17 protein-coding genes are annotated in these 22,565 nt (G+C 69.5%); 10 read left to right on the top strand and 7 right to left on the bottom strand.

The window, feature by feature from the left end; all coding sequences use genetic code 11:
* The first annotated feature begins 57 nt into the window (after window positions 1–57).
* Both pulA and ACFV6H_RS10780 read left to right on the top strand, forming a co-directional pair.
* Entirely contained in the window at window positions 58–5,448 is a 5,391-nt protein-coding gene (pulA, locus tag ACFV6H_RS10785) for a pullulanase-type alpha-1,6-glucosidase (RefSeq protein WP_385540507.1), read from the top strand.
* Window positions 5,449–5,560: 112 nt separating this feature from the next.
* Window positions 5,561–6,232 carry a DUF4230 domain-containing protein gene (locus ACFV6H_RS10780; protein ID WP_385540505.1) on the top strand — a complete coding sequence of 224 codons (672 nt, stop codon included), beginning with the start codon at window positions 5,561–5,563 and terminating at the stop codon, window positions 6,230–6,232.
* 24 nt (window positions 6,233–6,256) lie between these two features.
* Here the strand turns inward: ACFV6H_RS10780 and ACFV6H_RS10775 are convergent, their stop codons facing one another.
* Window positions 6,257–6,961, bottom strand: coding sequence for a TetR/AcrR family transcriptional regulator (locus tag ACFV6H_RS10775; protein WP_384987147.1), 705 nt, complete (start codon window positions 6,959–6,961; stop codon window positions 6,257–6,259).
* 52 nt (window positions 6,962–7,013) lie between these two features.
* Here ACFV6H_RS10775 and ACFV6H_RS10770 point away from each other — a divergent pair, with 52 nt between their 5' ends.
* A complete protein-coding gene (locus tag ACFV6H_RS10770; protein WP_384987149.1) occupies window positions 7,014–7,325 on the top strand; it encodes a hypothetical protein in 312 nt (103 codons plus the stop codon).
* 161 nt (window positions 7,326–7,486) lie between these two features.
* On the opposite strand, the gene ACFV6H_RS10765 is transcribed toward ACFV6H_RS10770, so the two are convergent.
* Complete coding sequence (locus tag ACFV6H_RS10765) at window positions 7,487–8,821, bottom strand: XRE family transcriptional regulator (protein WP_385540502.1); 1,335 nt, start codon at window positions 8,819–8,821, stop codon at window positions 7,487–7,489.
* Between the two features lie 252 nt (window positions 8,822–9,073).
* Here ACFV6H_RS10765 and ACFV6H_RS10760 point away from each other — a divergent pair, with 252 nt between their 5' ends.
* The 4 genes from ACFV6H_RS10760 (at window position 9,074) to ACFV6H_RS10745 (ending at window position 13,956) form a co-directional block, all read left to right on the top strand.
* Complete coding sequence (locus ACFV6H_RS10760) at window positions 9,074–9,211, top strand: hypothetical protein (protein ID WP_384987153.1); 138 nt, start codon at window positions 9,074–9,076, stop codon at window positions 9,209–9,211.
* Between the two features lie 108 nt (window positions 9,212–9,319).
* Window positions 9,320–11,179, top strand: a complete 1,860-nt coding sequence (locus tag ACFV6H_RS10755) for an asparagine synthase-related protein (protein ID WP_385540500.1) — start codon at window positions 9,320–9,322, stop codon at window positions 11,177–11,179.
* On the top strand, window positions 11,176–11,886 hold the full coding sequence (locus ACFV6H_RS10750; protein WP_385540498.1) for a lasso peptide biosynthesis B2 protein: 711 nt from the start codon (window positions 11,176–11,178) through the stop codon (window positions 11,884–11,886). The genes ACFV6H_RS10755 and ACFV6H_RS10750 overlap by 4 nt, the downstream gene beginning before the upstream one ends.
* A gap of 123 nt (window positions 11,887–12,009) precedes the next feature.
* Entirely contained in the window at window positions 12,010–13,956 is a 1,947-nt protein-coding gene (locus ACFV6H_RS10745; protein WP_385540496.1) for an ABC transporter ATP-binding protein, read from the top strand.
* 79 nt (window positions 13,957–14,035) lie between these two features.
* Here the strand turns inward: ACFV6H_RS10745 and ACFV6H_RS10740 are convergent, their stop codons facing one another.
* Window positions 14,036–14,368, bottom strand: a complete 333-nt coding sequence (locus tag ACFV6H_RS10740) for a hypothetical protein (protein WP_385540494.1) — start codon at window positions 14,366–14,368, stop codon at window positions 14,036–14,038.
* A 216-nt stretch (window positions 14,369–14,584) separates the two neighbouring features.
* Between ACFV6H_RS10740 and ACFV6H_RS10735 the strand changes: the two genes are divergently transcribed.
* On the top strand, window positions 14,585–15,439 hold the full coding sequence (locus ACFV6H_RS10735) for a helix-turn-helix domain-containing protein (protein WP_385540492.1): 855 nt from the start codon (window positions 14,585–14,587) through the stop codon (window positions 15,437–15,439).
* Between the two features lie 13 nt (window positions 15,440–15,452).
* A complete protein-coding gene (locus ACFV6H_RS10730; RefSeq protein WP_385540490.1) occupies window positions 15,453–15,689 on the top strand; it encodes a DUF397 domain-containing protein in 237 nt (78 codons plus the stop codon).
* A 329-nt stretch (window positions 15,690–16,018) separates the two neighbouring features.
* Here the strand turns inward: ACFV6H_RS10730 and ACFV6H_RS10725 are convergent, their stop codons facing one another.
* A complete protein-coding gene (locus ACFV6H_RS10725; RefSeq protein WP_385540488.1) occupies window positions 16,019–18,001 on the bottom strand; it encodes a hypothetical protein in 1,983 nt (660 codons plus the stop codon).
* A 214-nt stretch (window positions 18,002–18,215) separates the two neighbouring features.
* On the opposite strand from ACFV6H_RS10725, the gene ACFV6H_RS10720 reads away from it, so the two are divergent.
* Window positions 18,216–18,722: a hypothetical protein gene (locus ACFV6H_RS10720; RefSeq protein ID WP_385540486.1), complete on the top strand. Its 507-nt coding sequence runs from the start codon at window positions 18,216–18,218 to the stop codon at window positions 18,720–18,722.
* A 105-nt stretch (window positions 18,723–18,827) separates the two neighbouring features.
* Here the strand turns inward: ACFV6H_RS10720 and ACFV6H_RS10715 are convergent, their stop codons facing one another.
* From ACFV6H_RS10715 to ACFV6H_RS10705, 3 genes are all read right to left on the bottom strand, one after another.
* Window positions 18,828–20,369: a DUF1996 domain-containing protein gene (locus ACFV6H_RS10715; protein WP_385540484.1), complete on the bottom strand. Its 1,542-nt coding sequence runs from the start codon at window positions 20,367–20,369 to the stop codon at window positions 18,828–18,830.
* 261 nt (window positions 20,370–20,630) lie between these two features.
* Window positions 20,631–21,281: a response regulator transcription factor gene (locus ACFV6H_RS10710; protein WP_093590460.1), complete on the bottom strand. Its 651-nt coding sequence runs from the start codon at window positions 21,279–21,281 to the stop codon at window positions 20,631–20,633.
* A complete protein-coding gene (locus ACFV6H_RS10705; protein WP_385540482.1) occupies window positions 21,266–22,552 on the bottom strand; it encodes a sensor domain-containing protein in 1,287 nt (428 codons plus the stop codon). The genes ACFV6H_RS10710 and ACFV6H_RS10705 overlap by 16 nt, the downstream gene beginning before the upstream one ends.
* Window positions 22,553–22,565: the final 13 nt, after the last annotated feature.

Below are 22,565 nucleotides of genomic sequence, written 5' to 3'. Positions count from 1 at the left end.
TTGCCCGTCCGGCTACCGGAGACCAATCCCGCACCCGTACCTCCGAGGAGATCCCGAGTGACACGCCCGCCTCTGCGAAGAACGGTGCCCGCCGTTCTCGCCGCCGCCCTCTGCGCGGCGCTGGTGCCCGCGCTGCCGGCCGCCGCCGCAAGGCCGCCCGCGCCGCCGTCGGACGCCCGGCTCGCCGCCGAGCCCGTACGCCACGATCTGACCCGTGAGCAGTTCTACTTCGTCCTGCCCGACCGCTTCGCCAACGGCGATCCGGCCAACGACCGTGGCGGGCTGACCGGTTCACGGCTGGAGACCGGTTATGACCCGACCGACAAGGGCTTCTACCAGGGTGGCGATCTCAAGGGCCTGACCGGCAAGCTCGACTACATCAAGGGACTCGGCACCACCGCGATCTGGCTCGCGCCGATCTTCAGGAACAAGCCGGTGCAGGGCGAGGGCAAGGACGCCTCGGCCGGCTACCACGGCTACTGGATCACGGACTTCACCCAGGTCGATCCGCACTTCGGCACCAACGCCGAGCTGGCGACACTGATCGACAAGGCCCATGACAAGGGCATGAAGGTCTTCTTCGACGTCATCACCAATCACACCGCCGACACCGTCGACTATGCGGAGAAGGCCTACGGCTACCGGCCCAAGGGCGCCTATCCGTATCTCGACAAGGACGGCCGTCCCTTCGACGACCGGACCTCCGACCTGAAAGCAGCGAGGGCCGACGCCGACTCCTTCCCGTACACACCGGTCGTACGCACCGGCGAGCGGAAGGTCCCGGGCTGGCTCAACGACCCGGCCATGTACCACAATCGCGGCGACTCCACCTTCGCGGGCGAGAGCAGCGAGTACGGCGACTTCTCCGGTCTGGACGATCTGTGGACCGAGCGTCCCGAGGTCGTCGCCGGCATGGAGAAGATCTACGAGAAGTGGGTCCGCGACTTCGACATCGACGGCTTCCGTGTCGACACCGTCAAACATGTCGACCTGGACTTCTGGACGCAGTGGGCGACGGCGCTCGACGCGTACGCGGCGAAGCGGGGCCGGGACGACTTCTTCATGTTCGGCGAGGTCTACTCGGCGGACACGGCGATCACCTCGCCCTATGTGACACAAGGGCGGCTCGACGCGACGCTCGACTTCCCGTTCCAGGACGCGGCACGCGCGTACGCCTCGCAGGGTGCGTCCGCCGACCGGCTCGCCCAGGTCTTCGCCGACGACTACCGGTACACCACCGACAAGGCCAACGCCTATGAGCAGGTGACCTTCCTCGGCAACCACGACATGGGCCGGATCGGCACCTTCCTGCGGCAGGACAATCCGCAGGCCGGTGAGAGCGAGCTGCTGGGACGGGCCAGGCTCGCCAATGAGCTGATGTTCCTGTCCCGGGGCAATCCGGTGGTCTACTACGGCGACGAGCAGGGCTTCACCGGCGCGGGCGGCGACAAGGACGCCCGGCAGACGCTCTTCGCCTCGAAGACCGCCGACTATCTGGACGACGACCAGCTCGGCACGGACCGTACGCACGCCTCCGACGCGTACGATCCCGTGCATCCGCTGTACCGCTCGATCGCCGCCCTCGCGAAGCTCACCAAGGAGCATCCGGCGCTGCGGGACGGTGTGCAGACGGAGCGGCACGCGAAGGACTCGGTGTACGCCTTCTCCCGCACGGACGTCAGCGCCCGCACCGAATATCTCGTCGCCGTGAACAACGCCACCGGTGACCGGGCCGTCGAGATCCCTGTCGGCTCGGCTGCGGGCACCACTTTCCGTACGCTGTACGGCGGTTCAGGTACGGGTACGGCTACTGGCACGGGTACGGTACGTGCCGCAGCCGGCGGCAGCCTCACCGTGACCGTGCCCGCGCTGTCCTCCCTGGTGCTGAAGGCGACCGAGCCGCTGCCCGCGCCCGCCGAGCGGCCCACGATCGCCCTGAAGGCCCCGGCGCCCGGCGCCACCGGCACCGTCGAGCTGTCCGCGCAGGTCACGGGCGGCGGGCTCAACCGTGTCGTCTTCGCCGCCCAGACCGGTAACGGCACGTGGCGGACGCTCGGCACCGCCGACCACGCACCGTACAAGGTCAGGCAGCACATCGGCGCGGACACCGCCGCAGGAACGCCCTTGCGCTACAAGGCGGTTGCCGTCGACAGCGCGGGCCGCACCGCGAGCGCGACCGCCGCGTCGGCCGCCGGGCAGGCGCCTGCGCCCGACAAGCCGTCGGCCGTCGAGCGCGACTACGCGATCGTCCACTACAAGCGGCCCGCGGGCGACTACGACGGCTGGCGGCTCACCTCCGGCGACGGCGACGCGTCGGCCGCGTTCACCGGCCGGGACGCGTACGGCGCCTTCGCCTGGATCAAGGTGCCCGAGGGCGCATCGAGCGTCCCGTACACCGTCGAGAAGCAGGGCGGCGGCCCGGCCGACGGCCCGCAGCGCACCGTCGAGCTCGCCCGTACCGGTGAGGTGTGGATCGCGCAGGGCGAGGACGGCCAGTCCGAAACACCGCCCGACGGCGCCCGTCCGCCGCAGGACAGGACGAAGGCGATCCTCCACTACCAGCGCGCGGACGGCGCGTACGACGGCTGGGGACTGCACACCTGGACCGGCGCCGCGACGCCCACCGACTGGTCGAAGCCGCTCCAGCCGGTGCGGAGCGACGCGTACGGCGTGACCTTCGAGGTCCCGCTCGCCGAGGGCGCCACCTCGCTCAGCTATATCCTCCACAAGGGCGACGAGAAGGACCTCCCGTCCGACCAGTCGCTCGATCTCGCGACCTACGGCCATGAGGTGTGGCTGCTGGCCGGGCAGCCCGCGTATCTCCTGCCGCAGATCGGATCCGGTCCGAGCCTGGACCTCACCAAGGCCGAGGCGCAGTGGATCGACGCGGACACCGTCGTCTGGGATGTGAAGGCGACCGCCGCCACCAGTCAGCAGCTCGTATACGCGCGTGACGGCGGGATCACGGTCGAGGACGGCGCGCTCTCCGACGAGGGACAGTGGCTCCGGCTCACTCCGTCGGCCCTGACCGACTCGCAGCGGGCCGCCTTCCCGCATCTCAAGGACCTGCCGGCCTTCACGGTGGACCGCCGCGACCGGGACAGGGTCCGCGAGTCGCTGTCCGGGCAGCTCATCGCCACCCAGCGGGCCGCGAACGGCGCGCTGCTCGCGGCGACCGGCGTACAGACACAGGGCATTCTCGACGATCTGTACAGCGCCCGCGCGGTCGGAGCCGCCCTCGGTCCGGTGTTCCACCACGGGCGGCCGACTCTCTCGCTCTGGGCGCCGACCGCCCAGCGTGTCGATCTCGAACTCGACGGCCGTACCGTCCCGATGAGGCGCGATGCGGCCTCCGGCGTCTGGTCGGCGGCCGGTGAGAAGAGCTGGGCGGGCAAGCCGTACCGCTATGCCGTACGGGTCTGGGCGCCGAGTGTCCAGAAGGTCGTCACCAACAAGGTCACCGATCCCTACTCGACCGCGCTCACCACCGACTCGGCCCGCAGTCTGGTCGTGGATCTGGCCGATCCGGCGCTCGCGCCGCAGGGCTGGTCAACTCTCCGTAAGCCCGCGGCCGTTCCGCTGCGGGACGCGCAGATCCAGGAGCTGCACATCCGTGACTTCTCGGTCGCGGACCGTACGTCGAAGCACCCGGGCCGGTATCTGGCCTTCACGGACAGCGGCTCGGACGGGATGAGGCACTTGCGCGCGCTGGCCGCGTCCGGCACGTCGTACATCCATCTCCTGCCGGCCTTCGACATCGGCACCATCCCGGAGCGCGCCTCCGAACAGACCACTCCAGCCTGCGACTTGAAGGTGTATGCGCCCGACTCGGCCGAGCAGCAGGCCTGTGTCGCGGCGAGCGCCGCGAAGGACGCGTACAACTGGGGCTACGATCCGCTGCACTACACCGTGCCCGAGGGCTCGTACGCCTCCGATCCGGAAGGGCCGGCGCGTACGGTCGAGTTCCGGCGGATGGTCCAGTCGCTCAACGGCGCCGGACTGCGCACGGTCATGGACGTCGTCTACAACCACACCGTGGCGAGCGGCCAGGACGACAAGTCGATCCTCGACAGGATCGTGCCCGGCTACTACCAGCGGCTGCTGGCCGACGGCACTGTCGCCACCTCCACCTGCTGTGCCAACACCGCGCCCGAGAACGCCATGATGGGCAAGCTCGTGGTCGACTCGGTCGTCACCTGGGCGAAGGAGTACAAGGTCGACGGCTTCCGCTTCGATCTGATGGGCCATCATCCGAAGGCCAATATCCTCGCCGTACGGGAGGCGCTGGACGCGCTGACCGTGGCGAAGGACGGTGTCGACGGCAAGCGGATCGTCCTCTACGGCGAGGGCTGGAACTTCGGCGAGATCGCCGACGACGCGCGCTTCGTCCAGGCCACGCAGAAGCACATGGCCGGGACCGGTGTCGCGACCTTCTCCGACCGGGCGCGGGACGCGGTGCGCGGCGGAGGACCCTTCGACGAGGATCCCGGGATCCAGGGCTTCGCCTCCGGCCTCTACACCGATCCCAACTCCTCGGCTGCCAACGGCACTTCGGCCGAGCAGAAGGCCCGGCTGCTGCACTACCAGGATCTGATCAAGGTGGGGCTGACCGGCAACCTCGCCGGATACTCCTTCACCGACACCTCGGGACGTACGGTCACGGGCGCGCAGGTCGACTACAACGGAGCGCCGGCCGGTTACGCGCAGGCTCCGGGCGACGCGCTCGCCTACGCGGACGCGCATGACAACGAGTCGCTGTACGACGCCCTGGCCTTCAAACTGCCCGCGGCGACTTCGGCGGCGGACCGCGCCCGTATGCAGGTGTTGGCCCTGGCGACCGCCGCGCTCTCGCAGGGCCCGGCCCTCTCCCAGGCCGGTACGGATCTGCTGCGCTCCAAGTCGCTGGACCGCAACTCGTACGACAGCGGGGACTGGTTCAACGCGATCCACTGGGACTGCGGGGACGGCAACGGCAATGGCAACGGCTTCGGGCGAGGGCTGCCGCCGGCGGCCGACAACGAGGCCAAGTGGCCTTATGCCAAGCCCTTGTTGGTCAATCCGGCGCTCACGCAGGGCTGTCCGGAGATCGACGGCGCCTCGGCCGCGTACCGGGACCTGCTGCGCATCCGCACCACGGAGCCGGTCTTCAGCTTGGCGTCCACGGACGCGGTCCGCTCCGCGCTGTCCTTCCCGCTCTCCGGACCGGACGAGACACCGGGAACGATCACCATGCGCCTCGGCGATCTCGTGGTGGTCTTCAACGCGACACCGAGGGCGCGGAGCGAGCGGGTGGCGGCCCTGGCCGGACGGCCGTACGCCCTGCACCCGGTGCAGGCCGAAGGAGCGGACCGTACGGTGAGGGAGGCCGCGTACGAGGTGAGCTCGGGCACGTTCATGGTGCCGGCGCGGACGGTCGCGGTGTTCAGGGCGGGGGAGGCGGTTCGCTAAGGACTGTGCGGTCGGTCCGTCCCGCCGCGGGCCGGACCGACCGCACAGGACGCTTCTGGAACCCGGTGCGTGAGCGCCGTGTGAACCGGCTCGCGCGGGACATCCGTTAGGTATGACGTCCACCGACGTGAAAGACGCGAAGCCGCGCACCGCCCGGCCGCCGCGCTGGAGCAGGATCCCGCTCACTCTGGTCGTCGTGGCCGCGCTGCTCTTCCTCGGCAGCCGGCTCGATCTGCTGCCCGGATTCGGCAATCTGTTCGGCGAGGAGACTCACGACCGTACGGGACCGACTCTGCTCGAATCCATTCAAGACCTTGACCGCTACGAGGCGGCTTCTGGCAATTTCCAGGTCGTGGTGGATCTGGAGAAGGACGCCAAGTATCTGCCGGACGCGATCCGCGGCACCCGGACGCTCTATGTGGGCGCCGGCACAGTCAGTTCGTACGTCGACTTCGGCGGCCTCGGCGCGGGCAGTGTCACGACGGACGAGGCGCGCACCTCCGCGACGATCCGGCTGCCGCACGCACGCCTGGGCGAAGCGGCCCTGGACCCGGACCGTTCGTACGCCGTGTCCAAACAGCGCGGACTGCTCGACCGGCTCGGAGACCTCTTCTCCGACAACCCGGCCGACGAGCGGGCCGTGAACCGGCTGGCGGCCCGGCATATCTCGGACGCGGCCAAGGAGAGCGAACTGACCGAGCGAGCCGAGAAGAACACCACCAGCATGCTCAAGGGCCTGCTGCGCTCGCTGGGCTTCACCGAGGTGACGGTGGTCTACGGCTGACGGCGGGCCACCGGTGACGGTGGTCTACGGCTGAGGCTGGACGCCGCCCAGCCGGGTGAGCCGGCCGACGAGATCGCCGAAGGCGCCGTCGGCCGGCTCGTCCGCGACGATACGGAGCAGGATCGCGGCCATCTCCTCGTCGTACGCGGCGCTGACCGCGGCCAGCGCGGCGAAGTCGTGCACGAGCTGCAACTCCAGCTCGGCGCGCGGAATGCGCCGGCCGTCCAGCCAGAGCAGCGCCGTCGTCTCGGCCAGCGACACCCAGGACCGTACGACCAGCTCCAGCCGCGCGGGCGGGCGGCCGACGCCGAGATGGGCCACGATCTGCTCGTAGGCGGCCTGCCGTACCTCGCTGACCATCGCGGTCGCGGTGGACGAGCCGATGGCGGGACCGCCGCGCATCAGCGCGGAGAAACCGGGGCCGTGCTGCTCGACGAAGTCGAAGAAACGTCCCATCACCCGGAGCAGCCGCGCTCCGAGCGGCCCTTCGCGCGGCTCCACGAACCGGTCCGCCAGATCGTCGGCGGCACGGCGCAGGGCGGCCTCGTACAGGCTCTGCTTGCCGGGAAAGTAGTGGTAGACGAGCGGCCGTGAGATACCGGCCGCCGCCGCGATCTCGTCGATCGAGACGTCGTCGGGGGAGCGGTGGCTGAACAGCTCCAGCGCCACGCCGATGAGCTGTTGCTTCCGCTCTTCGACGCCCATCCTGCGGCGCGCTACGGTCGTCATATGAACAGCCTAACGGGCGGACCTTCTGGGATGTCCGTTACGCTCGCGGTCCATGAGCGCATCTGACCAGGACGAGGCCGTGCACACGCCGATGCCGGAGCCCGAGCGCGACGGCCTGACACCTCGTCAGGCAAGGCGCACCGGAATCGCCCTGGCCTCATTCCTGCTCGCGGCGCTGGCGGTACTGCTCCTGATCCGACTGGCCCAACGGACCTCGGTCCTGGTGGTCGGCGTCTACGGCCTGGCGATGATCCTGTGCGGCGTAGTAATAGAACTCAACCGCCACGGCCGCACCCGCCTGGGCCTATGGCTACTGGCCACGGGCCTGGTTGCGGCCCTGGGCGCGGACTGGCTCCTGCCGTAGTTTGTTGGGCTCGGTTCGCCGGCGAGTGAGCCGAAGGGGCGCGTCGGTGCCGAAAAGGAGAGCGCGCGGAGGCCCTGAGGAACGAAGGGTCGAGCACGGTCGACTGTCGGCACCGACATAAAGCGCCCCGGAGGCGAACCGAGCCCCAAAAAGAGGGCCGCTCAAGTGGCGGCGAGGGTGGTGGTGACGCGTTCGCGGAAGTCGCGGACGGCGGGGACCGATGCGTGAGGCTGCATACGGCGGGCGAGGTCGTGCAGAGGGCCTGCGGCACGGTGGGAGCTGATCTCCTCGGTGAGGTCGAGGGCCTGGCCGCCGGTGGCGCACGCGCTCTCGAATTCGCCTTGTCGCCACTGGGCGTCCGCCCGGCGGGCGAGGAAGAGTGTCTGTGTCCGTACGCGGTCAGCGGGAGAGAGCGCGGCGGTCTGGATGAATGCCGTTTCGGCGCGGTCGGGGCGGCCCATGTCGAGGTGGGTGGAGGCCAGGGCTCCGAGGAGTTCGCTCTGGTCGAACCAGTACACCCACTCCGGGTCGTCGTCCGTTCTGCCGGTGTCCAGGAGTACGGCGGACCGGTCGAGGTCCGCGAAGCAGGCTGGGTTGTTCTGGTGGGCGCGGGCCCGGGCGCGGCGGGACAGGAGCATCGCTTCGACGCGGGGTGTGGTGCGTCCGCGAGCGGCTGAGAGCGCGGCGGTGGTCATGGCTTCGGCGTCGGCCGGTCGGCCGGAGTTGTTGGCGGCGATGGACCAGAAGGCGAGGATATGGCTGCCGAGCGCGGTATCGGAGGCCGCGTGTGCGGAGCGCAGTGCCGCCTCGAAGATGCTGTCGGCGCATGTGTCGTGGACGTCGAAGGCGGCCCAGGCGTGCATACGGGCCAGATCGGCGGCGGCTGCGTGGAGGCGGGCGCCGTGGGCGTCGGTGTAGCTGCGGTCCTTCAGCAACCGGACGGTCATCTGGAGGCTCAGCGCCGTCTCGGTGAGGAGCTGGCCGCCGCCGTCGACATCGTCCGCGTGGCGGAGTTGACGTACCCGTTCCTCGACGTGGGTGATGGAGGTCTCGCCGAGGCGGCGGCTGTGGGTGAGCTGGCCGGCCGCGGCGGGATCTGCGGTGAGCCAGGACCAGAGTGAGGCTGTGAGTGCCCCGCCGGTCAAGTGGACGAAGAGTCGTCGGTCCATGGTGACGGTTTCCCTCCCGGACACCTCGTGCAGCGCCTGGATGGCGCCCGGTGCGTCCCAACTGTGTGCGGCGGGCTGCTGAAGCGGGTCCAGGGCCAGCCAGCCCGGCCATGGATGCTGCTTCACCGCGGTGGCGGCGATTCCCAGCAGCTCGGCGATGAGGCGCTGGGTTCTCTGGTCCGGCCGTCGGCCGGCCTCCCACCGGTACACGCCGTCTTTCCCCGTGCCGACCGGGATACCGCGCCGGGCGGCGTGTTCCCGTAATCGGCGGGCGAACTCCGGTGGTTTCCAGCCACGGACCTCCAGCGCCCGCTTCAGAGGATGCATCAGCCTGCGCCTCCTGAGGAAAGGTGGCCGCGTAGTGCCGAACACACAGACGGTAGCCGGGGCGCCCGTCCGAGCGGAACACCACGTGAAGGTGCTCTCAGGGTGCTCGTGACCGCACCGGTACAGCACCCGCCTCATGCCTGTCGGCGGCGGCGGAGCTGCCTCATCGTGAGGTGCACAGCCCGCCGCGCACTTCTCCGGCCGGACGCCGGAGAGCGGTTCTGAGCGGCGGAACTCACTGTGGAGGCACTGATGAACCAGCAGACCACTGCTCCCGTGGCCCCTGAGGAGTACCAGCCGGGTGTGGTGACCGAGATCGGTACGGTCACCGGCGCCACCCTCGGCAGCAACAAGAGGGACGGCCAGGACGACACCGAGTACTGGCACTGACCGGTAACGCGGTGATCGGGGACTGAGGTCCGCGCCCGGGACGACCGTGAGGATCCGGTCGCCCCGGGCGCTTCCGCTGTCGGATTCGCGAGTGGAAGGAGGCCGGTGATGGCGCGCTTCGTCGCCGGGATGTTCACTGTCGGAGCCACGGCCGGTACACCCGGCATCCGGCCGGTCGCCGGTCGGGAGATCCTGGCTTGGCCCGGAACGCGCGCCTGGGCCATCGGTCACGAGGCCCGGGAAACGGCGCTCTGTGCCGCGCCCGACATTCAGTTGGTGACAGCCGGGCACTGCCTGGCCGACACGTCCGAACGACGGGCGGCTCTGGCAGCAGCACGTGTCGGGGACCTCGCGCCCACGGTGCGTCTGCCGGGCTCGCATCTGTCCCTTGTATGGTCCGGCGGCGTGCTGCGGGTGGCCGGGGACCGGGCCGGCGTGGTTCCGGTGTACTGGCTCAAGTGCGACGGCGTCGTCTGGTGGGCCACGGCGGCTGCGCCGCTGGCTGCCCTGGTCGGCACAACGCCGAATCTGCCGGTTTTGCTGGCCGACCTGACGGTGACCGGTGTCGATGTCCAGCACGACCAGGCCCACTACGCAGGAGTGCGGCGTGTTCCGCCCGGCCATGCTCTGGTCCTGGGCGAAGGTGCCGAACCGTATGCCGTATCCGCAGGCGAACCGGTCGCGCTGACCTTCGATGCGGGGGTACGGCGGCTTCGTGACGCCCTCACCACGGCAGTCGAACGCCGTGCTCATGTCTACCGGCGGGTCTCCGCCGATCTGTCCGGAGGTATGGACAGCAGTTCGCTCACCTGTATCGCCGTCCGCAGTCGGCCGGTGCTGGCCGTCACCTACACCGACGCCCATCTGGCCGAGGACGACGACGTCCGCTACGCCCGGCGCGTGGCCGCCGAGGTCGGCGGCATCACCCACCAGGTCGTCGACGCCCGGCAGACGGGAGTGGCACAGTTCGACGGCCTGGCCGACCCGGCCGCGCTGCCGTTCACGGACATCCCCTCGCTGGCGCTCGGTGTACTGGCCGTCAAGGAGGCCCAGTTGGCTTCCGTAGCCGCCTACGGCTCGCAGGTCCACCTGACAGGGCGCGGCGGGGACAACGTCCTGACGACGGACCACAGCCACTACGCCGACCAGTTCCTCGCCGGGCGCCGTAGTGCCGCACTGCGCGGCGCCGCCTCCTACGCCCGTTCGCAGCACGTTGCTCCATGGCGGGTGTGGAGGCAGTTGGGGCTCACCGCGGCCACCGGCTATCCCCGCGCGCTGGATCGCCTGGCTCGTACCGTCGCCGGACCGGCCCCGCTGATCGCGCAACGCGCCGCCCGGTGGCAGGACCTGGCCTGGTGCGCCCTGGGCTCCGCCGGCGGCTGGCTGACCCGGACGGGCCGCCGCGCCGTGGCTGAACTCATCGAAGCCCGCGCCCACATGGCCGATCCGCATGCCACTCCGGCGGCGCTGCACGACCGGCAGGCACTGGAGTTCATGGCCGACAGCCATGCGATGTTCGACTCGATCGCCCACCAGAAATGGGGCGTCCCGATCCACGCGCCGTTCCTGGACACCCAGGTGGTCGACGCCTGCCTGGGCATCCCCAGCTACCAGCGGGTCCGCGAAGGCGTCTACAAGCCGCTCGCCCGAGCCGCGTTCACCGGTCTGGTACCCGACTTTCTGCTCCACCGACAGACCAAGACCGCCTTCACCACCAGTCTCTACACCGCACTGGCCGCCAATGCGCCAGTACTGCGGCGCATCATCACGACCTCGAAACTGGCGCAGGCGGGCCTGGTCGACGCCCACCGCGCCGCTACCGCTCTCGAATCCGCCATCGCCGGAGCACCCGCGCCACTGGCGGATCTCCACACCCTGATCGTCACCGAACTCTGGCTCGACCAGGTTCAGACGCGGACCGCCCGTGCCACCTGGTGGCAGCCCGACACCCGACGGAGCGCAGCATGATGCCCCAGGCATACACCGCCCTCCTGCCCGGCGGCGCCGCCGCGGTCATGGACGTCCGTACCGGCAAAGGCAGCTGGAGACACTTCAACTCCACCGCCGCCCGTCTGTGGAACCACCTCGCCGACGGCACGCCCCTCGACCAGGCCCTCAACGAACTCACCGACCACTTCACCCGCCACGGTGCGGACCGTGACACCGTCCGCGCCGACCTGGCCACCCTCGTCCGCCGGCTTTGTGACACCGGCCTGCTCACCGCCCGTACCAGCCCCGCCCCGCAGCCGACCGCTGCCACCGTCCGCCCGCCCATACCCGCGGACGGCGTTCCGTCGGCCGTCGAACGCCTTGCCGGTGCGCTGGGCCTTGCCACCGCCCTGCTTCTGCTGCGCTGCACTCCCATCCGCACTGTCATCGCCCTCGCCTGTGTCCTCTCCCGTGTCCCCAGGCCGGACGCCACTGCCGAGCACGCCGACATCCTCGTCCACGCGGTACGCAACTCCGCCCGGCTGTGGCCAGGACGAGCAGCCTGCCTTGAGGAATCACTGGCCGTCTATCTCACCGCGCTGCTCCGCGGATGCCGCGTCACCTGGGTACTGGGAGCACGCACCGCTCCGGCCGGCGCACACGCCTGGACAGAGACGGACGGACAGGTCATCGGACAGGACCTGGAAGACCGCCTCTGGCCCTACGCTCCGGCCCTGCGCATCTGAAGCAGACGGGCTCCGGGGACCGGACAGGTTCTGGGAAGCCGGACAGGTTCCGGAGAACCAGAACACTCATTCACCACCCATCGCCACCGTGACCACCCAAATGAGTGAATCGTTGCCGCTGATGTGACGACCACTCAGGCGGACACCGCCAACGGCAAACCTCGCACCCGAAGTCCGCGCAGCCGACGTCCCCTGCCGCCGAAGACGGCCATCCCGCAGTACAGCGTCAGCGCCGAACGCCACGACAGTGCGCTCGACACCTCCTGGTGGACCATCGCCCGACGCCTGCCCCGCCTGTCCGCCATCGTCATCCGGCTCGCGTGGACCGCCGACCGCCCTGCTTGCATCCTGCTCTGTCTGCTTCAACTGACTTCAGGAGCCGTCACCGCCCTCGGCCTGTACGCCACCACCGGCGCCCTGGCGCCACTGTTCGCGCCCGGCCCCACCGTCGAACGTCTGCGCGAGGCGCTGCCCTCACTCATCGTCGTCGGCGCGGCAGCGTCCGTACGCTCCCTTGTGGCCGCGCTCACCATCGCCACCACCGCCAGGATCGGCCCTCGCGTCGACGGCGTCGCCGAGATCCGCTACCTCGAAGCCGCCACCCGCGCCCCATTGGCCGCCTACGACGACCCCGCCTGGTGCGACCACAGCGAAGCCGCCACCCGCGCCGCCAAAGACGCCCACCTGATGACCGAAGCTCTCGCCACCGTCACCACGGCACTCCTCGGGCTCCTCGCCGCCGCCGGCGTTCTCACCCACCTCCACCCCGTACTGCTACCGCTCCTGCTCGTCGCTGTCGTGCCGCGCGGCTGGGCAGCCGTCCGCGCAGCCCGCGCCGCCTACCTCACCGACCGTCACACGCTCGCCGACCGCCGTCTGCGGCACTCCCTCATGTTCCACACCGCCGGACGGGACAGTGCCCTCGAAGTCCGCGCCAACACCATGCGTGGCTGGCTCCTCGACCGCTTCCGTACCGTCACCTCCCGTCTCGAAAACGCAGCCGCCGAAGTCGGCCGTACCCACGCCCGCTACCAGATCCTCGGCGATGCCGCCGCCGGAACCGCCACCGCAGGCGTCTATGCCGCCCTCCTGTGGCTCACCGCCGACGGCCACATCCCTCCCGCCACGGCCGGCACCGCCTTCATCGCCGTCCAGACCAGCGGGCGCCTCCTGACCGGTCTCGTCCACGGCGCCAACTCCTCCTACAAGACCGGCCTCTACCTCGACGACTGGGACCGATTCCTCACCGACACCACCGCCCGCACCACCCTCCCCGACGAGCCCCGGCCCGTCCCGCGCAACCCGAAGCTGATCGAAGCCCGGAACGTCACCTTCCACTACCCCGGCAGTGGACCTCCCGCCCTCAAGGGCATCAACGTACGCGTACACCAGGGCGAAGTACTGGCCATCGTCGGTGCCAACGGATCCGGCAAATCCACCCTCGCCAAACTCCTCGCCGGCCTGTACACACCCACCAGCGGCACTGTCACCTGGGACGGCACCGACCTGGCCGCCGCCGACCCCGAACAGGTATGGAACCAACTCGCGATGCTTCCCCAGGACTTCGGCCGCTGGCCCGTCACCGCCCGCGAGAACATCACCCTCGGGCAGGGCCCGCAGGACGACACCGCCATCACCGCAGCAGCCCACGCCGCTGGAGCCGACACCGTACTGGCCACCCTCCCCGACGGCCTCGACACCAACCTCGCGCCCTCCTGGTGGGGAGGACGCGACCTCTCCGGCGGGCAATGGCAGCGCCTTGCCGCCGCCCGCGCCTTCTACCGCAACGCCCCTGTCCTGATCTGCGACGAACCCACCTCAGCCCTTGACCCGCTCGCCGAGGAAGCCGTCTATGAACGCATCCGCACCCTCAGCACCAACCGCACCGTCATTCTCATCACGCACCGCCTCGGCTCCACCCGCACCGCCGACCGGATCATCGTTCTCGACGGAGGCGAGATCACCGAAGAAGGCACCCACCACATGCTCCTCCAGCACAACGGCACCTACGCAACGATGTGGCGCGCCCAAGCACAGACCTACAACGACTGGGCCGCCGCCGAGCGATAGAGCGGGCGGGCGACGGATGGACCGGTGAGAGGGCTGATGGGGGCTGTCCGAGGGCGTCCCCCGTTCCTTCGGAGTGACGTCAGGCCGCGTGGGCCTGGTCGTGTGCGTCAACTCCCGGCGGCGCGAGCCATACCAGGCGTGGGGAACACTCCTTCGACCGCGGGAAGTACCGCGTGGCGTGATCCGGCGCCGTGAGCTGCCATCGCCGTCCGCTCTCGATCTGAGTGACCTCGGCTTTTCCGTCCTCGTACGCCAGGCCCCAGGCGACGACGATCGCGTCCGCGTCGTCCGTGCCGACGCAGTACTCGATGACGACGGCGAAGAGCCGGGGTGCGGTGTCACGTACCAATTTGTACAGCTCTCGCCCGAAGTCGAACGGCTCCAGGGCAGGGTCCTGCGGCGATACGGTCATGGGATTCCCCTGTCGGAAGAGGGCGGCGCCTGCCCGCCGAGGCCGGGCATGGCGAAGTGAAGGCGCCTTGCGGCGCGGCCAGTTGGAGTGGCCTGACTCACACGGTAGCGAGTGAGGTAGTATTCAGTCCAGTCACCAAGAAGGTATAAGCGCTCTCACTCACTCGTACGAGTACTCGCTCGCCTGTGCGGTACGAACCAGAAGAGGACGGCAATGATGCCCCCGAGCAAACTTCCGCCCACGATCCGGCAACGGCGCCTGGGCGCCGAACTCCGGCGTCTGCGTGAACTCGCGGAGCTGTCCGCCACCGAAGCGGGACGGCTGCACAGCACAACTCAGTCGCGGATCAGCAACATCGAATCCGGCGGCTATCCGGTGAGCGCCGAGCGCGTGCGGACGCTGGCGCGGCTGTACGGCTGTGTGGACCAATCGTTCATCGACGCGCTCACGAGCATGACCGGCGGACGGGCGCGTGGGTGGTGGGACGACTACCGGGAGATTCTCACCTCCGAGTTCCTGGACCTTGCGGAACTTGAGCATCACGCGCTGGCCATCCGCGTCGCCTCCGCGATCCATCTGCCCGGACTTCTCCAGACCGCGGACCACGCCCGCGCCCTCTTCAAGGACGTTGTACCGCCCTTCGATCCGCCGGTCATCGAGCATCTGCTCTCGTTCCGCATCAAGCGGCAGGCGGTGATCTACGGAGAGCGGCCGACGCCGCTGTCGACGGTGATCCATGAGGCCGCCCTGCGCATGGGTTTCGGCGGTCGGAAGGTGGCGCGAGCCCAACTGGAGCACCTGCTGGACATGGGCGAGCGCGAGCACATCACCGTCCGCGTCATCCCGTTCGGCACCGGCAGCTTTCCAAGCTCGGGATCGGGCATCATCTATCTCGGTGGCGAGGTGCCCGAGCTTGACACTGCGCAGCTCGACACTGATATGGGCTCAGGCTTCGTGGGTGCTCAGCCTCAACTGGTCGCGTACCGGGCGGTACTGGACCAGTTGGAAGAAACCGCTCTCACGCCGGAGGAGTCCCGGGACCTGATTCATAACATCGCGCAGAGCATGTGATGAGGTAGAGAGCATGTCCACCAACTACTGGCAGAAGTCTTCCTATAGCGGAACAGCCGGCAACTGCATCGACGTTGCCGCAGCCGACGACGGCACGATCAAGCTCCGCGAGAGCGACAGCCCCGACACCATAGTCACCACCACACCCGAAAAACTCCGCGCCTTCATCCTCGGCGTCAAAGCAGGCGAGTTCGACCACTTCGTCAACGATGCCACTGACGCCGACTCGGACACCGTGTCGCCCAAGTAACCCTCGGGCACGCAAACCGGCTGATGCGGTGCAGGTTCAGCGAAAGCGCAAGCCCGGCAAGCTCGGCCGGAAGGGATAGCGGCTCGGGTTCGCGGTCCAAATGACGAGTGCGTGGTTCCTGGGCCGGTTCCTGCCGGACGTCCGGCAGGAACCGGCGGAGGGCGCGCTGATGCCCGCGAGCATCGCGAGCTCCTCAGGAAGTCGGCGAGGTGCCCGTGCTTGTTCATGGTGCCGAGTATGCGTCCAGCCGTCGGTCCGTGCCTGATCCCGGCGGGGTAGGGATCCGTGGAGGTCCGGCACCCGCCGCCGCGCTGCCTCGACGCGTCGCCTCACCGCAGCGCGTCAACCCTTTTGCCGTTTGGGGTGCGGCCGTACAGTGCTGCCTCTGTGCCCTCCTTTACGCGGGTGGCCAGTAGGCGGCCCTTTGTGTGGGCCTTGGCTCCGCCGGAGACTTCCAGTGAGGTGAGCTGGTCGCTGCCGGCCGCCAGTACGTACCAGTGGCCGTTCCGGGACTTCCAGAGCACGCCGGCCAGTACCTGGGGCTCGCGGGGGCCGCAGGCCGGGGTGTCTTCCGCGCGGGCCGCGATCGCGGCCGGGGCCGCCTGGCGTTCCGAGGGGGCCTGGAACTGGGCCAGGACGCGGCTGCCCGTTCCGTGCCAGGTTTCCGCGCGGGTGCACAGCCAGCGGGCTGTTCCGTTGGACTCGGGCAAGGGCTGACGGGCGTACTCCCAGGAGTTCACGGAGCGCACGCCGTGCGACCGTACCGTCGGCAGCAGACAGGCCGTACGCGCCCAGGACGCCCGGTCCGCCGCGTCCGAGACGTCCTGCGGCGAGGACGGCGGGCCGGACGTCAGCCGGGCCGGGATCAGTTCGCCGAGGTCGGTGAGCAGCCGCTCCGTACCGTCCGCGCGTACCTCCAGCGTGTCCCAGGACGCGCAGTCGCGTGCTGTCGCCGGGCTGTCCAGCGGCTCCGTCACGCCGTGCGCGTCACGGCGCAGCGGACGCGCGGATCCGTCGGGATCGAGCAGATCGCGTACGGAGGTCTCCCGCACCCAAGGCGCGGTCAGATAGCGGACGTTGCCGTCCGAGCGGCCGAGGACCAGCGCGCCCGAGACCGTCGCGTCCGCGCCGTCGGTCCGCGCGAAGTCGAGCGCCACGGCCGTGCCGTCGGCCGCCGCGCCGCCCGCCCGGCCGGCGCCTCCGCTTCCGCCCGGTACGGGCTCCGCGTACCGCACCACCCGCAGACCGTCGTGGAAGAGCACCACCCGCGCCGCGTCGACCCGTCCCGCGTAGAGCAGTTGCGGCGGTCCCATCGGCGGCCCGGGCGGCGTGGCGGGCGTCGCCGTGACTTGCACCGTCGCGCCGGGCCGTGTCCAGACCGCCAGCGCCCGGCGCAGCAGTTCGCGGTCCTCGGCCAGCGTTCCGCGCGCGGGCCAGACGGAGAAGTCCGTACGGGCGGAGGTCTCCCACGCGGCCGGCGCGACTCGTCGTACCTTCGCCGGATCGAGGGCCGCCTCGCTCGCGGGATTACGGGCGTACGCGGGCGCCGCCGCGCCGTCCGGGCCCCATCCCTTGCCCGGCAGCCCGAACAGCGCGCCGCAGACGGCCACGGCCGCCGCGGCGGCGAGCGCGGCCCGTGCGCGCTGGCGGCGGCGCATCAGATCCGTGGGCCGTGCCTGGAGCGAACACGGGTCGAACTCAGGCGAGTTCAGCAGCTCGGCGGCGTCCACCGTGCCGACCGCGCCGACCGTACCCAGTCCGGCCGCCTGCGCGAGCGCCGTATCGACGTCCCGGACTCCGGCCGCGCCGAGCACCCGCCGTACCTCCGGATCCGGCAGCTTCTCCAGACCGCGCAGGACGAACGCCGCGCGCGCCGCCGAGGAGAGGCCGGACAGCCGCTGGTCCAGGGCGAGTTCGTCCGCGCCGCCCGAGTGCGGGAACAGCCGCAGTCCCCATACGTGCGGCAGCAGCGGCGGCAGTTGGGCCCGTCTGGGCCGGGCGAGCCGGCGCAGCGGACGTCCCGCGTCCAGCGCCTGGCGCACCACCCGCGCGCGTACATAGGCGTAGCCGAGGTCCCGCGCGCTCCCGTCCGTACGGCGCGGCGCCGGGATCTCGGCCTCGTCCGGCGCCGTACGGCCGCGTGGGAGCGAGCGCTGTACGAGAGCGTGCGCGGTCAGCACACGCCGGTTGCGGCCGAGCGACGGCGGCAGTACCAGATAGGCGATCCGGACGAGTCGTGGGTAGTGCTCGACGAGGGCCGCTTCGGCCTGTTCGACGCCGATGGTGGCGGCCGGAGGTTCGGAAGTGGTCACGGAAGCGGTGACGGCTTTGTCCTGGGGCACGTTCAGCAGAACGAGCGATACGTCGGATGGTCACCACATTCCGTTCTGCCGGACCGTTCCGCCGGTCCGTTTTGCCGGTCTGCGGCCGGACCGTGCCGCCGGTCCGTTTCGTGGTCCGTCCTGCGGTTCGTCACATCCCACCGTTCCCGCCCGCCGCGGTGGCCCCACAAGGCACGATGGCCCCATGCGCAAGGAACGATCCCGAGTGGTACTGGCAGCCCTGGCCCTGGTGCTGGCGGCCGGCTGCGGCGCGAACGACGGCGCGGACCACGACTCGAACGACAACAAGGCCCCCGATGTGCCGAAGACGGCGACCGGGAGCCTCGAACAGCTCGCCTCGCAGGCCGAGTGCGAGCCGAACATCCAGACCGACGCGGCCGAGCTGCGGCAGGCCAACTGCGCCACGGGCGACGGAAAGTATGTACTGGCCACCTTCGCCACCGACCGCGGCCAGCGCGAGTGGATCAACGAGGCCAAGGACTACGGCGGTTCGTATCTCGTCGGCAGGAAGTGGGTCGCGGTCGGTGACGCGAAGGTGGTCGCGGCGCTGCGCGGCCGACTCGGCGGGACCGTGGAGACCGGCTCGTCACACCACTCCGGAGGCACCGGGAGCACCGGAGGCACCGGAAGCGGTGGTGGGGAGCACGAGGGGCACTCAGGTGACGACATGTCAGGTCACGACATGGGCTGACCGCGCAGCGTGTGTGGGGGGTTGACGGGCGGTACGTACGGGCGGCGGGTGCCTCAGCTCAGAGGCACCCGCCGCCCGCGCCCGCCTCGCGGTGCGGTGCGTGCGTCAGCGGCACTTGCGCCCGCTGTTGATGCAGCTCACCACCCGGTTCATCAGGTTCTCGTCGAAGACATTGATGAAGTCACCATGGTCGGTGACGGGCTTGTGGAGCTGCTCGGGGAAGGAGTCCAGAGCGAATCCGGGCCCCGGCGGCACGTCGTACACGATCCGCTGCTGGAGCTGCGGGATCGCCTTGAAGCCGTTCTGGCAGCGGCCGTTCTGGTCGGCGAACGCCACATGCGTGCGGTGGTTGGCGCTGTCGCTGTTCTGGCCGTCCCAGCAGCTCTGGAACTTGAACGTACGGACCACCTTGCTGCCCTCGGGGCAGATCGGGTATTTGTCCTTGAGCTGGCGGTTCTCGAATCCGGTGCAGCTCCATGAGGCATTGGCGTTGGCGTTGCCATTGACGAATGCCTTGGCGTCACCGGTGATGATCCGCAGGAACCTCGGCATGGCCGTGACCTTGGACACCGGGCTGCCCGCGAATTTCAGTGTCACCTGCGCCGGAGTCTGGATCTCTCCGACATTGCCCTCCTTGCCACCGCCGTCGGCATTGGCGTCGGCCTCCGCCGTACCGTTCTGAAGGCGCAGGACCGGCCAGTAGTAAGTCGACTTGTCACCCTGATTACGGCAACTGGTCGCGGCGGCGGCGAGAATGTCATCGGTCGCGAAGGCGTCATTGGACTGATTGCCGACGTAATCGTGCATATGGTGAGCGCCATTGCTCACACCTGGCGCGACGATGACATTGTCCGAATTGAACTTTCCGGCCTCGTTACGACCGCAATCGGTGGTGAAAGCGCCCTTCGACGCGCCACGGCGCTGACGGGGCTGGCTGACATTCGGCTGGACGGTCGTGATGTCGACGAAGTCGGAGGCCTCGGGGCCGTTGCCGGCCTGTCCGCCACCGCTCTGACCGCCGTCCTGTCCGTCACCCTGGCCGCCGTCCTGGCCCTGGCCCGGATCCTGGCTCGGGTCCTGGCTCGGATCTTGACTTTGACCGCCGTCCTGACCTTGGCCGCCGTCCTGGCCCTGACCGGCGGTCTGGCCGCCGTTCTGTCCGTTGCCACCGGCGTTGCCGTCGGCCCGCAGCGTGCAGGGCGCCAGTGCCTCAAGCCCCTGAGGCCGCTCGCCGACGCGTTCGATCGCGTTCGCGATACGGTTCAGCGAGGCCAGCCGCTTCTGCTTCAGCGGATTGAGAATGGCATTCTCGGCGAACACGGGATCCCGCTCGATCTGTTCCTTCTGATCGGCGAACCGCTTGTACGCCTGGGTGATCTGGGTGTCCATCCCGGCCAGCTCACGGTCGACCTGCCGGCGTGCTCCTCGCGGTACGTCCGTGAGCTCGTTCGCCACCTCAGGACAGTCGATGGTCGACATCGCCTGCCCGGCATTCTCGCTCTGCGGCGGACGCTGGTGGGACCTGCCCTCACCCGCGGATGCGTAGACATTCACCGCTACCAGCCCACCCCCGCCCAGGAGCAAGGCAGCCGAGGCGGCGATCGCCCGGTTTGCCAGTGTGGAGCGTTTTCTCGATGTGCGTCCCATGGAACTCCTCAAGCTTCGTTTGCCGGTTACAGGGAAATCTCGGCAGGGGGAGAAGCGAAGCGCTCCGTTCCATACGGACGTGATTCGCGGCGTGTTCAGCCGCCCCGCGAATTCATAGAAATCTCCATCAACAAACCGGGCGGATACGCCTCATTGCGCCCGAGCCGTACGAAGAAGGCGATGGCCGCACACATCACCTCCCAGGCCCGCCTGATCTGGCGTCACCTGTCCCTGGTCCGGGACATATCGCCTGACCCGGCCTCATCTGTCCCGGTCCAGATACGCCAGCACCGCCAGCACCCGGCGGTTGTCGTCGTCCGACACCGGCAGGTCCAGCTTCCCGAAGATGTTCGAGGTGTGCTTGGCCACCGACCGCTCGGTGATCACGAGTTGGGCGGCGATCGCCGCATTGGAGCGTCCCTGGGCCATCAGCTCCATCACTTCGCGCTCGCGCGGTGTCAGACCGCCGATCGGCTTGTCCTGCGCCCGCCGCGACAGCAACTGCGAGATGACCTGCGGATCCATCGCCGTACCGCCCGCCGCGACTCTCCGTACCGCGTCGATGAACTGGTCCGCGTCGAAGACCCGGTCCTTCAGCAGATAGCCGATGCCGCCGTTGCCGTCCGCCAGCAGCTCGCGCGCGTACAACTGCTCGACATGCTGGGACAGTACGAGGACGGGCAGGCCGGGACGGGCTCGCCGCGCGGCGAGCGCGCACTGGAGGCCCTCGTCCGTGTGGGACGGCGGCAGCCGGACATCCACGACCGCGATGTCCGGTGTCAACTCCGCCAGCGCCCTGGTCAGTTCGGGCCCGCTCTCCACCGCCGCCAGGATCTCGAAGCCGTACGCCTCCAGCATCCGGACCAGACCGTCGCGCAGCAGGAAGAGATCTTCGGCTAGGACAACTCGCAAGGAATCTCCATGGTCACCATGGTGGGACCGCCCGCAGGGCTGCTGACGGCCAGTACGCCGTCGAATGTACCGAGCCTGCGCTCCAGCCCGCTCAGTCCCGAGCCCTTCCCGATCACCGCGCCTCCGCCGCCGTTGTCGGTGACCGCGATACGCAGCATCCCTTCCCCGTGCGGCTCCCCGTACGAAGCCCCGTACGACAGATCGACCCAGATCCGGTCGGCGCCCGCGTGCTTGACCACATTGGCCAGGGCCTCGCTCACCGCGAAGTACGCGGCCGACTCGACCGGCGCCGCCGCACGGCCCGGCAGCTCCACACTCACCTCGGCCGGCACCGGCAGTCGCAGCGCCAGCGCCTTGACGGCGTCGCCGAGACCGCGCTCGGCCAGCACCGGCGGATGGATCCCACGGACGAGATCACGCAGCTCGGTGAGCGCTTCGGCCGAGGACTGACGGGCCTTGCCTATCAGCTCCTTGGCACGCGCCGGATCCCTCTCGATCAGCGCCTCGACGGTGCCCAGATCCATGCCCATCGCGACCAGCCTGGCCTGCGCGCCGTCATGCAGATCGCGCTCGATCCTGCGCAGCTCGGCCGCCGAGGTGTCCACCGCGTCATGCCGGGACTCGGTCAGCCGCTCGATCCGCAGGGCCAGCGCCTCGTCGTGGGTGGGCGCGAGCAGCGGCCTGGTCAGCAGAAAGTGGAGCCGCAGCAGATCGGCGGCAAAGCGCAGACCGAGGGCGAGCAGCACCAGACCGAGAGCGGCGGCGGCCAGCCCGGTGAGCTGGCTGTCGACCCGTACGAATCCGTACCAGTACGGATCGTTCCTGAACACCCGCCACAGGCCGGCGGCCAGGACGAATCCCTCCAGCGCGTAGATGTGCATGGCGACGGTCAGCAGGGCGATGACAAAGCCGATGGTCATATCGATCAGTAGCCATTGGAGATCGCGCCAGGTCGCCGGGTCCTTGAGCAGCAGAATGCAGCGCTCCACCTGGCCGGTGATCCCGCCGCGTATATCCGGCGGGAACGGCCGGTACGGCACGGCGATCCGTATGTCCGACCAGGTGGCGGCCAGCAGCCGGCGCTGATTGGCGTGCTTTCTGACCGTCGCCACCAGCGCCGGTGTGGTGAGAACTCCGATTCCCAGCGGGATGAGGGTGATCGAGACCACCGTCAGCACGAAGAGCGTGAGCGAGCCGACGAGTGTGATGAACGACAGTGCCAGCCCTCGCCGGCTCGCCGTCAGCGACCTCCGGATCTTCCATCCGTCCATGGCGCTCTTCTCC

Source organism: Streptomyces sp. NPDC059743 (assembly GCF_042732975.1).
Classification (GTDB): Bacteria; Actinomycetota; Actinomycetes; order Streptomycetales; family Streptomycetaceae; genus Streptomyces.
This window is presented reverse-complemented; position numbering and strand designations above follow the sequence as displayed.